Below are 12171 nucleotides of genomic sequence, written 5' to 3'. Positions count from 1 at the left end.
CAACTTATTTTACGTAAAACAGGTTTTTGTTGCTTAACAATGACCAATCAGTCCCCTCTTCTCTGTATTTCAGCATCAATTCCCCCAGATTTCCGGACTTTTGCAGTGCATAAATTTTAACCGGATGATACCCCGCTTTCAACCTCACTGTTGTAAAAGTTTCTTTACCCGACGCATATCCAAAATCGGCATCCAGTAACTCTGCCTCATGTAACCGGACATAAGCTTTACCTTTCGTCTGAAGAGAGAAAGTGTAATTTCCTTCCTTTGGCGCGCTAAAATAAGCCTCATACAGGACCATTCCCTCCTTAATATTGACAGAAACCGGCTTTAAGCGCTCAGTAACCCCTTTTTTCTCCGCCAGTTTTCCTTTTTCGGAAACTACCCATGGAAAATCACCCTTAAAAAAGCGCCAGCTTAAACCGGGCTTGAGCCCTTTGGAAATGGGCGAAGCAGGAATCGCCACCCCATCATATGGACGGGGAGCTTCCCCATCAATTCTCCTGCCCTGCAATACTTTAGCCTTCATCTTTTCCTGGATCTTTTGATAGCCAGGATCAGCAGCCAGGTTCTTTGTCTCCTTAGGATCGGTTACGACATTGTAAATCTCAAAATCATCTGCTGCAGATTTGATCTGGTAACGAACACCAACCAAATCCCCAAAACGAATCATCTGCATTTGACCGCGCTTCCTTCCTCTTCTGCTTTCTTCAAATGATTTAAAATCCGGCGTTTTTCCTCCTTCACTATATTCCACATACACCTGTCCGGCTTCGGGTTTTCCCTTTCCGGTAAGGACAGGTAGCAGCGATATCCCGTCCGTTCTTGCCGGAACAGCGATCTTTGCCGCATCAGCGAAAGTCGCCATCCAGTCTGACAACATACTGGGGCTGCTGATCGTTTTTCCGGGAGCAATATGCCCCGGCCAGCTGGCCAGAGTAGGCATTCTCAATCCACCTTCCCAAACGTCTCTTTTGATCCCGTCGAAAGGGCCAAAACTTCCAAAAAACTCAGGGCTGTTAGGCGCAAATCCTTTTGGAAGGTAGGATTCTATGGAAGGGCCGTTATCCGAAGTAAAAATGACCAGTGTATTTTCTGCAATATTCAGGTCTTTAAGCAATTGGGTCAGATCGCCAATGGCATCGTCGATCCTCCTGTTTGCCGTTGCATACCTTTTATAAGTATCCGGCCAGGCGATTTCAGGAGTCGCGGCATTCTGATCATTATCATAGGTGGCATTCGCATAATCAGGATGAACATAAGTATCGATCTCTCCGGAAGCGGTATTGATCATGCTTCCTTTGCTGTCCGTCCATTGCAATCCGCCTTTCAAACCACCTCCTTTAGGATAGGCCTGAGTTGGCAATTCCAGTACCGCATGAGGGGCATCATACGCCAGAAACATAAAGAAAGGTTGTTTCGCCTCTTTTCCCTGTTCATGAGTTACGATCCATTTCTTCGCATAGGCGGTCCACAAATCTGTGGTATAACATTTACTCAGCGTTGCGGCAACATCGTTATAATTGTCCCAGACCTGCTTTTTGCCGCGATATAATCCTTCGTAAGGATAATGCTCGTGGCCATCGGCATGCCTCATATAACCGAAAAACTGATCAAAACCTCTTTTTGAGGGATGGGCCGGCCAGTTGGGTTCATCCTTTGTTTCTCCCTGCAAACCCCATTTCCCGATGGCTGCAGTGGCATATCCACCAGCTTTTAACATCGTGGCAATGGTATGGTTGTTTTCCAGCTGTTTGTCAAACTGGTTATCTCTTACACTGGCATTACCCTGGTTCATTCCGGTCATGAAGGAAGCACGGGACGGGGCACAAACAGGTGCGTTGCTATACTGATGTGTAAACTTAGCACCTGAAGCAGCCATCTGATCCAGATGTGGTGTCAATTGAAAAGGCAATGCTTTATTCGCTTTCTGCTGACGCTGGTTTTGAAAGAAAACACCAATATCACCGTAACCAAGATCATCGGTAAGGATGAAAATGACATTCGGGGCAGCTTTTGACTTCGTTACCTGCGCGGGAACAAGAGCAGGAAAAAGGGTGATGGGGAACAGGAAAACCATTACTGAGGCTTTCCAGGGTCTTTTGATCATTTTTATTCGGTTTAGGTGTTGCTAAACCAAAGTTATCAGTTTTTATGAAATAGCATAAACAGGAATTATTCAGCAAAATCAGCAATCATTAAGCAATATTGGCAGATTTAAGTGTAATTGTTAAATTACAAGGTATTTTTAAAAGATTTTTATACTTTTATGGTTACCTAACCAAATATCATGAAGCCACAACTACTCAAAGTTTCAAACAACCTTGTGAATTCATTTAGTGCAAGAAGAGATAAGGTTCCTTACATTAACAACCGCTGGCATTACCATGCCGAGGTTGAACTGATCTATTTCAAAAAAGGCAATGGCACTCAGTTTATCGGAGACAGCATTAAGCGTTTCAGATCCGGCGATGTGGTTCTTGTAGGTGCACACCTCCCCCATTACTGGAGGTTCGACGACAGCTATTTTAATGAAGATGAAAAGAACAATGCTGATACAGTTGTTGTGCATTTCAATGAAAATTTCTGGGGGAGTCATTTTCTGAATCTTCCGGAAAACAAGGCCCTGAAACTAGTTTTGGAAAAAGCACACAGAGGGATTCAAATTCCGGACAAGAACAAGAAGGCTATCGGAGAACTGATTGAATCTATCTTACTTTCTGAAGGCTCTAAACGGATCATTCTATTGATGGAAGCGTTACTGGCCATTGAAAACTGTACCCCAAACCACCTCCTTTCTTCCATTGGTTTCCGCCATGACTTCGAGGAAATTGAGAACGACAGGATCAATGCCATTTACAATTACTCCCTGGCCAATTTCAAAAGAAAGATCCAGATGGAGGAAATGGCCTCCGTAGCCAATATCAGTCCGAATTCCTTTTGCCGGTATTTTAAATCAAGGACGAGAAAGACCTATACCCAGTTTATCAGCGAAATCAGGGTTGGACATGCCTGCAAACTGCTGATTGAGGACAGCATGAATGTGAAGCAGATCTGCTATGAAAGTGGTTTCCATAACTTCGCCAGTTTCCACAAACATTTCAAAATCATCACCGGAAAAAGCCCTTTAACTTATCAGAAGTCCTATTTACAAAAATAAGCCAACACACACACACACACACACACACACACACACACACACACACACACACAAATACAACATTAACAAACGAAACCTACACACAATTCTATGAACAAGAAGACCTTACTGTCTTTTCTGTTTCTGCTGGTGTTCTTTTCAGAGAACAAAGCACAGGAAAGCAAAGCACAGGACAAGAACAATGCTAAAAAAATGGAATGGTTTACCGATGCCAAACTGGGGATATTTATCCATTGGGGCATTTATTCGGTAAAAGGAATTTCCGAATCCTGGGCATTTTTCAATAATTACATCAACCATGATAATTATATGAAACAACTGGATGGATTTAATGCCGCCAGTTATCAACCTGAAGAATGGGTAAAGCTCATCAAAGAAAGTGGGGCTAAATATTCGGTCATTACCACCAAACATCACGATGGCGTCTCTTTATGGGACACTAAAGCCCCTAACGCAACCACGACCATTAAACATAGCGCTGCAAAAAAAGACCTCATCAGTCCCTTTGTAAAAGCCTTAAAAGCTTCAGGATTAAAAACGGGATTGTATTTCTCCCTGCCCGACTGGAGTTATCCGGATTATGATGGCTTCACAAGAGAACATAAAAGATATAAACTGGCAGAAGAACCGAAACGCTGGAACAAATACCTGAGCTATTACCACAAGCAACTGGATGAACTTTCTGCTAATTTCAAACCAGACCTTTTATGGTTTGACGGAGATTGGGAACATTCAGGAGAAGAATGGCAGGCACAAAGAGTACTCAAAGGATTGCGCAGCTATAATCCCAACATCATCATCAATTCCAGACTCAACGGACATGGCGATTATGAAACTCCTGAACAGGGAATTCCAGTCGTACGGCCTGCCGGAGATTATTGGGAGCTGTGCTATACGATGAATGATTCCTGGGGTTATCAGCCTTACGATTACAAGTACAAATCCCCGAATATGATCGTCAGAACTCTGGTAGATTGTATCAGTATGGGTGGAAATTTATTACTTGATATCGGCCCTAAACCAGATGGAACCCTACCTGAACAACAGGTGAAAATACTTAAAGGACTGGCCCGCTGGACGCAAAAACATGGAGAAGCGATTTATGGAACCCGTGCAGGAATTCCGGCAGGACATTTCAATGGAAAAACGAGCCTTTCCAAAGATCATAAAACATTATACATTTATGCCGACTGGACACCATACGATGGGATCTTCCGCCTTAAAGGCATCCTTTCTAAAGTTAAATCTGCCAAAGTTGTGGGCGGTAACAGCAATGTAGAAATCGGTAAAGATGGCACAAACCTGACTTTAAAGATCAATACCAATGCTGCTGATGCTGATGTTACTGTCCTTGCCCTTCAGTTTGATGAAGCCTTGAAACTGGAAGGAAGAACAACAGCGACAGTAAACCTTTCTGCCATAACGAAAGATCCGGCGATACAACAAATCGCAGCCATCACTAATGCTTTACAGGATGGAAAGAATCCTTTCCTGAACACGAAACTGGCTGTAGATGGATTGGGATTTGAAACGGAAAAGAAAACACTAAACCCTGAGGTATACAACTGGATCACTAAAAATGCGGAAGGCTTGTTTCAAACAGGAAAAGGACTTCCTGAAGGACATTATCAAGGGAACAGTGCCCTGTCTGCCGACAAGAAAACAGTTTATCTTTTTGTTGAAGGAAAGCCTACAGGACCAATTGCCTTAAAAGGAATCAAGAATAAAATCGCCAGAATCAGGATTGTAGGTGAAGGCACCATGATGGAGCCGGAAATTTACAATAAACTCTATTGGAGTGCCATTCCGGGAATCATTTATATTCCTGTTCCTGAAGATCGTCTGGATAAGAGTTTAACCGTGATTGCGGTTCTTCTGGATGGAGAGGCAGATCTGTACCGGGAAAAAGTGGGTGCAATTGAAAGTAATTTATAATCATTCAGCCCTTCGCTTTCCGGAGGGCTAAACAATTGATTTAAAAAAACTTAACCTAAAGATAACATCAGTTTACTGTAGCGGTTATCCAATGACCATCGTTTAGGGAAGAAAAAACATATAGCTATGAAAAAAGGATTACTTGTACTGTTCATCACCATTTCGGGCCTATGCTTCTCTTGTAAAAAGGACAAGGAGGAATCAGCCCCTGTTGAAATTTATGGCAAATGGAAACTTACGGAAACGATGAACGACCCCGGAGACGGAAGCGGTAAATACATCAAAGCAACAGGTGAACCAAAGTACCTCAGCTTTGATAAAGATGGAAAACTAGCAGGCGATGCGCTCTACATGGACGTATTCAGATACAGAATTCTTGACAGTACAAGAATAGAGATACTCTATCAAAACTACGTTTCGCCACAAGTCTACTGGTACAAACTTACTTCAAAGACCTTACAGATCAATCCTCCCTGCATAGAAGGGTGCGGCCTGAGATTTGTCCGGAATTAGAAAACGGAAGGTCCCTCATAAAAAAAGCGGGTAGTTTTCTGAACAGATTCAGAAAACTACCCGCTTTTATCCATAAAAACAATCTTAGAAGTTTACGGCATGATCTTCAGGATAAAGCCCACCTGACCATGCTTTTTTTCCTGACCAGTCTTCGGTCTGGCTTGTCCAGAAAACATCTTCTGCAGGTAATCCCAGAGGCAAAAATCCGACACTACATAAATACAAGCTTCCGGTGCTGATATAGGTTTCCGCAGCCTGCGGCTGATGTCCGCAAAAGCCCAGCTGTAACCATCCCGTTTTACTAAAAGTGCCTTTCATTTCAAATTGTCTTTTCATGATTGCCGTGAGTGCTGAACGAACCTGCCCCGGACTGATCATCTTTGGCAACTGACGGTTCAATGCCAGTTGCGCCAATGGCTGAAATGCCCCTACGCGATAGACGACAGACCTTCCTATTGCCGGATAGGTCGCTTCCGGAGAGATCATGCGCTCCTGACAGGCGGCAAAACGCTGCATTCTTTTCAGCATCAGCTCATATTCCTCCTGTTTCGCCAGTCCTTTTTCCACCAATATTTTAAGGATGTCTACCAGCATGGGCTGGATCACAAAACCATTGTAATAATCAAAATGAAACTTCTCTCCATCGCCATACCAACCATCTCCTTTGTACCATTCCTTATGTTTATTAATGGCATAAGTGACCCGCTCCTGCTCCCACTCTGCACCAACCTTCAATAAAAATATTTCTACCATTGCAGAGAATAACAACCAGTTATTTTGCCCTGGTTTAATCCAGCGCAGGCTTTTAAGGGCAGTGATCACTTGTTTTTTCCCTTCCTCCGGAAGTGGTTCCCAGAGTTGCAAAGGCGCACGTAAAAAAGCATGTGAGAGAAATGCAGCATCCACTAATAACTGGGATTCTCCCCTTTTTACGAAATCGGTATAATCTGGAGAAGCGGGATTAACAAGATTTAGAATGCTCTTTCTCGCCATTTCGGCAAACTCAGCCCTCTTTTGCCCTTCTGCGGTTTGATCGGCAGGTAAAGACAGCCATCCGGAAATTCCGGCCAATGTGCGTCCCAATGCTTCCAAATAAGTGACTTCCTCCACCTTCTTCCCATAACCTTCAGGTTTTTCTAAAGGCATATTTTTCTTTAATGTGCCTTTGCTCAGGTTGCTCAATACTGGTTCTGCAATGCGAATCATCAGCGATACCCAATATTCCCGGTCCGATTTTGCAGGCATGAAAGTTTCAGGAATGGCAGCAATTGCCGTCCCCGGACTTACAAAACCAAATAATCCGGCTAAAGGGGCAATCTTAAAAAAGTTTCTTCTTTTCATCAGTATATAATTTGATTTTTTTCGATCGTTTTATTAGTTTTTTTCGAACTTTTTATTGGTTTTCAATGGTTCTCAAGAGTTCGCAAGCTCAGTTCAATGGTTCTCAAGAGCTCGTAAACTCGGTTTTTCGGTTATGAAGCCATGATAGGTTCATTTTACAATTCAGTATTGAAACGTTTAATCCCTTTACCCACTTTTACAGGTTCCGGGTATTTATGAGCTGGAAATGGATCATAATAGTAAATCGCATCTGCTTCATAAAGTGCTAAATGCCCTTTTAAGCGCTGCATAAACTGCGAAAAATCTTTCCCTTTCCCAGGCGACCATGCCGCTTCTGCAAGCGCTGCAATTCTTGGAAAAAGCAGATAATCCAGCCTTTGCTCCGTCTGAACCGTTTCCGTCCACAGGTTGGCCTGAATACCTAAGATCTGATTTTTATGGAGGGCCTGCGACTGGTAATCATCCCCGGAAAAAGCATATACACTTTCCAACGGGTTATAAGTCTTGTTCCATTTCCGACCGTAGCGGTGTGTGCTGTCCTGGACAAAATCAAAGTACAAAGGTAAACGCGGACATAAAACGGTTTCATATCCTTTATTTAAAGCTGATTTCAGCACCTCCGGTTTATCCTGTCTCCACCAAAAAATAATGGTCTTATCCTTTGGCAAATCCCCATCTGTCATCTCATCCCAAACGAGAAGCCTGGCATTCATACGGTATAGCGAATCAGCCATGCGCTTCATGAAATAAGTTTCTACTTCTTTTGTTCCTGCAAGATTTTTATCCTTCATTAAGGATAGGATATCCGGATCAGTAGCCCATTTCTGATTGCCATAACTGACCTCATCGCCCCCAAGATGAACCATTGCCGAAGGAAACAATACATTGGTTTCTTTCAGGATATTGCTCAGATAAGTATATGTTCCTTCTTTACCGGGGTTAAACGTAAACTCCGGATGTCCGGGAGCGCCACCACCACTGAATTCCGGATAGGCCTTATTCGCTGCTGTAGCATGCCCGGGCATGTCTATTTCCGGAATCACGGTAATAAACCTTGCTGCAGCATAAGCAACCACTTCTTTCACTTGTTCCTGGGTATAATACTGTGCAGGCGCAAACTCATTGGTGTAATTTCCAAGACCTCCAACCAGGGCCAGCTTCGGATATCTTTTGATCTCTATCCGCCATGCAGGTTCATCAGTCAGGTGCCAGTGGAACTTATTCAGCTTATAGAAAGCCATCCAGTCGAGGATAGATTTTACCTTCTCCATGCCAAAGAAATGCCTGGACTCGTCCAGCATAAAACCCCTCCAGCCATAGGCAGGCTGATCTTCCATGTTCCAGCCAGAAAGGCTTAAACTTCCTTTCGTTCTTTTGCTTTGCCGGATCACCTGTAATAAAGAAACAGCACCGTAAAAGGCACCAGCGCTTTCTTTAGCAGCAATTGTAACCCCATCTTTATTGATCTCCAGGCTATAAGCTCCGGCAGGCAGTTTCTTTTTGGAAGAAAGCACAAACCGGATGGCAGGCATACCCGATGCGGGCTGCATGCTCAATGTCATTTGCTGTGTTTTTAGCAACTCTTCCTGCAGGTATTGCGCGATGGGCTTAAACGCCGCATGATCTGATACAATTGGGGTATTTGAAGTCAGTACAAAAAGGCTATTGGTTTTAAGCACCGTTAGCGGAGCCGGAATTACCGGACAATGGTCCTGAGCAGATGCCATTCGGGAAGCCATGATTAGCAGGCTGAACGACCATGCTTTAATTTTCAATTTCATCATACCAATTAATTTACTTTTCCTGCAGGTCTTCTGTTCGCACCAATACGTTTGGTCAGGTCATCCCCCAGATCTTGTCTTGCTTCTTCTGCATATCCTTCGATCTTTTTCAGGATCTCGGGAAAACTCGCCTGCACATCATATTGTTCGCCCGGATCGTGGGAAAGGTTATACAAGGCCATTTTTACAGGAACGTCAGGCTGTGGGCCCGGGTATCCGTTTTTCCCAGGAACACCAACGGTATAGGTTCTGGAATTATGCGGAAATACCAGTTTCCAGTTTTTATAGCGGACTGCTTTCAGGTTATTGACATCATAATAATAGTAAAATACTTCCCTTGGCCCTGTGGCTGTTTTCCCTGTCAACAGTCCCGAGAAATCCATTCCATCGATCCTGTTTTTTGGCAGACTGGCCTTGGTTATGGAAACGATCGTCGGTAATAAATCGATGTTGACCATCAGTTGTGAATTGACACTTCCCGCAGCGATTTTCCCTGGCCAGCGGATGATACAAGGCACCCTTGTTCCGCCATCCCATGCTGTTCCTTTTCCCTCTCTTAACCCAGCTGAAGAACCCGCATGATCGCCATAGTTTAACCATGGGCCATTGTCGCTGGTAATGATCAGCATCGTGTTTTCCGATAACTTAAGCTCATCCAGGCGTTTCATGATCTGTCCGACCGACCAATCCAGCTCCATCACCACATCTCCAAACAGTCCTTGTTCACTTTTTCCTTTAAATGCAGCAGATGCAGCTAAAGGAACATGGGGCATCGGCTGTGCGAGGTATAGGAAAAAAGATTCTTTTTTATGCGCTGTAATAAAATCAACCGCTTTTTTTGTCAGGGTGCCTGTAAGTTTCCCCTGGTCTTCCAGGTTATCATTATAGGCCACTACTTTATCTCCTTCAAGAAGCGGCAAACGTGGATACTTCCCTCTGTAAGTACTGGAATCCAGCGCTTTTCCATCGTATCCTACCGGCCACATATCATGAGAATACGGGAGGCCGTAAAAACTGTCAAAACCGAAATGCGTTGGCAGGTAAGGTGCTTTTGAACCCAGGTGCCATTTGCCCAGCATCCCTGTTTTGTACCCTGCCTTTTTCAATAAAGAGGCGATCGTTTCTTCCGAAGTACTTAACGCTGTTTTAGCTTCCGGATTTAAGGCATGGGCCAGGCTCAGTCTGTTTGGATAACATCCGGTTAACAATGCAGCTCTGGAAGGACTGCAAACGGCCTGTGCTGCATTAAAATGAGTCAGGCGCATTCCTTCTTTTGCTGCCCTGTTAAAATTGGGCGTTGGAATACCCGTCATCCCATAAGGTTCGGTATCTCCATAGCCCATATCGTCCATATTGATGATGATGACATTCGGGCGGTTCGCTTTTTTATCCTGCGCGTTCAGCGACAGCGTCAGCGCAAGTAATCCCAGGATCAGTAAAGGTTTTTTCATAGTTTTATCTCCCCATCCATCCACCATCCACGGTCATCACTGTACCATGCATGTAATTTGAAGCATCAGAAGCCAGGAAAACAGTAGGCCCTTTAAAGTCCTCCGCTTCCCCCCATCTTCCGGCAGGAATGCGTTCCATAATGGAGCGGCTTCTATTCTCATCTGCCCTTAAAGCAGTGGTATTGTCGGTAGAAATATAACCCGGTGCGATCGCATTTACATTGACCCCTTTTGATGCCCATTCATTGGCAAAGGCTTTCGTCAGCTGACCAATCGCGCCTTTACTTGCTGCATATCCCGGAACGGTAATTCCGCCCTGAAAAGTAAGTAATGAAGCGGTAAAGATCACTTTTCCACTGCCTCTCAAAATCATCTCTTTTCCGATTTCACGGGTCAGGATAAAGGGAGCAGTTTGGTTTACCGCGATCACTTCATCCCAATATTCGTCTGAATGTTCTGCAATTGGTTGTCTGAGGATCGTTCCGGCATTGTTTACCAGGATATCAATCACCGGATGTGCCGCTTTCACTGTTTCAATAAAGCTTTTCAAAGAATTGCGGTCGTTGAAATCACATTGATAAGCAGAGAAATTCCTTCCCAATGCTTTTACAGATTTTTCAACCGCACTATTTTCCAGTTCCAGGCTTGCAGAGACGCCAATAATGTCTGCTCCTGCTTCTGCAAGTGCTTCGGCCATCGCTTTGCCAATTCCACGTTTACAACCGGTAACCAAGGCTATTTTGCCGTTTAAATTAAATAAATCCAGTACTGACATTTGTTATATTTTAAGAATTTAAATTTATTGAACAGTTACTTTTAGCGGCCGTTCCAATGCTTGTTTAAAATTATTCAGGTAATCGAACCAGGCAGCTGCAGTGGTGATTTCTCCTGCTTTGTTCCATGCGGTTCCATTGTAATATACGATCCCTGCCCCATTTTTTGTGCTTGTCTGGGTCAGTAATTGTTCATTGCTCACCTTCATTTTCAGCTTAGGATCAGCGACGATGGTACCGACTCCGGTGATGCCATCTTCCCCATGCTGAGGCTCCCAGTATCCCATGATTCCCTGTTGTTCGTCCAATAAAAGCTTTCCAGGTTCCGCTCTTTTGATGATCCCTACCACTACCGGTAAATCATCTGTTCCGGCATATTCATAGTTTGCTTCCACCCTGTTCAAATGAGAACCGGCATCAAGAGAAATGGTTTTGGTCACTTTTACTGATTTCCCATCCACATCCCAATTGTCGTAGCTCAGCTGAAAGGTAAAGCGCAAAGGTCCCTGATCCAGGATTTTCCAGTTGCGGTAATTTAACGGGTAATAGATTTTATCTTTGACAACAGGAGCAATATCACCTCCGCCTAAAGTCAGCCCTACGTGATAATAATCGTTGCCATCTCCATGGTCTACATGGTATTCCCCTCTTTTATAACGTTCGTTGAGGATCATTCTGGTGGTACGTTTACCCCAGATATCCAGCCCATAAGCCATTTCTTTTGGCGAAGCTTCCAAAGCTTTGCCATACATTCTGAAAGCTACTTTATCATTTTCCCAGGCAAAATCATCTTTACGTTCCGGAATGTAACGTCCGAAAGTTTTCTGAACAGCTTTTGCCGCTTTTCCCGGAACGACAGCTAATTTAACTGAGGCATTTGGCGCTACATCCAGCTGGACCAGCAATTGCTGAGGATCCGTCTGTCCCTGATAAACCAACTGAAAAGGGACTTCTTTATTGGCTGCATTGAGCACTTTAAAATTGCCGGTATCGATGCCCGGGAATTTAGCAAGGATACTTTTCCATGCTACTGCCGTTACAGCCCCCGTTCTTTTTATTTTAGAAGTATTCTGGATGCTGACGATCGCTTTGCCATTTTTTGTTTGCGCAGAAAGCGCGACAGGCAAGGTTGCGCATGCACACAAAAACAAGATTATTTTCTTCATTGGTTCTTACAGTTTAAGTTGATAAGGCTGCTCAGAACATTCTGAGCAGCC

The 12171-nt window shown here is 44.0% G+C and carries 9 protein-coding genes; 3 read left to right on the top strand and 6 right to left on the bottom strand.

The window, feature by feature from the left end; all coding sequences use genetic code 11:
- Positions 1-4: 4 nt before the first annotated feature.
- A complete protein-coding gene (locus BLQ87_RS06635) occupies positions 5-2110 on the bottom strand; it encodes a sulfatase-like hydrolase/transferase (RefSeq protein WP_074605347.1) in 2106 nt (701 codons plus the stop codon).
- A 180-nt stretch (positions 2111-2290) separates the two neighbouring features.
- Between BLQ87_RS06635 and BLQ87_RS06630 the strand changes: the two genes are divergently transcribed.
- The 3 genes from BLQ87_RS06630 (at position 2291) to BLQ87_RS06620 (ending at position 5608) form a co-directional block, all read left to right on the top strand.
- A complete protein-coding gene (locus BLQ87_RS06630) occupies positions 2291-3160 on the top strand; it encodes an AraC family transcriptional regulator (RefSeq protein WP_074605346.1) in 870 nt (289 codons plus the stop codon).
- 90 nt (positions 3161-3250) lie between these two features.
- The gene (locus BLQ87_RS06625) at positions 3251-5095 is read left to right on the top strand and encodes an alpha-L-fucosidase (protein ID WP_074605345.1); all 1845 of its coding nucleotides are present in this window, start codon (positions 3251-3253) and stop codon (positions 5093-5095) included.
- 126 nt (positions 5096-5221) lie between these two features.
- Complete coding sequence (locus BLQ87_RS06620; protein ID WP_074605344.1) at positions 5222-5608, top strand: hypothetical protein; 387 nt, start codon at positions 5222-5224, stop codon at positions 5606-5608.
- 84 nt (positions 5609-5692) lie between these two features.
- Here the strand turns inward: BLQ87_RS06620 and BLQ87_RS06615 are convergent, their stop codons facing one another.
- The 5 genes from BLQ87_RS06615 to BLQ87_RS06595 form a co-directional block, all read right to left on the bottom strand.
- The gene (locus tag BLQ87_RS06615) at positions 5693-6949 is read right to left on the bottom strand and encodes a DUF2264 domain-containing protein (RefSeq protein ID WP_074605343.1); all 1257 of its coding nucleotides are present in this window, start codon (positions 6947-6949) and stop codon (positions 5693-5695) included.
- A gap of 155 nt (positions 6950-7104) precedes the next feature.
- Complete coding sequence (locus tag BLQ87_RS06610) at positions 7105-8733, bottom strand: beta-N-acetylhexosaminidase (RefSeq protein WP_245723804.1); 1629 nt, start codon at positions 8731-8733, stop codon at positions 7105-7107.
- 5 nt (positions 8734-8738) lie between these two features.
- Complete coding sequence (locus BLQ87_RS06605) at positions 8739-10181, bottom strand: sulfatase family protein (protein WP_074605655.1); 1443 nt, start codon at positions 10179-10181, stop codon at positions 8739-8741.
- A gap of 4 nt (positions 10182-10185) precedes the next feature.
- Positions 10186-10956, bottom strand: coding sequence for an SDR family oxidoreductase (locus BLQ87_RS06600; protein WP_074605342.1), 771 nt, complete (start codon positions 10954-10956; stop codon positions 10186-10188).
- A 24-nt stretch (positions 10957-10980) separates the two neighbouring features.
- Positions 10981-12120: a DUF4861 family protein gene (locus BLQ87_RS06595; protein WP_074605341.1), complete on the bottom strand. Its 1140-nt coding sequence runs from the start codon at positions 12118-12120 to the stop codon at positions 10981-10983.
- Positions 12121-12171: the final 51 nt, after the last annotated feature.

The organism is Pedobacter steynii, assembly GCF_900103665.1.
Lineage (GTDB): Bacteria > Bacteroidota > Bacteroidia > Sphingobacteriales > Sphingobacteriaceae > Pedobacter > Pedobacter steynii.
The sequence above is the reverse complement of the archived record's forward strand: the minus strand, read 5'-3'. Positions and strand labels throughout refer to the sequence as shown.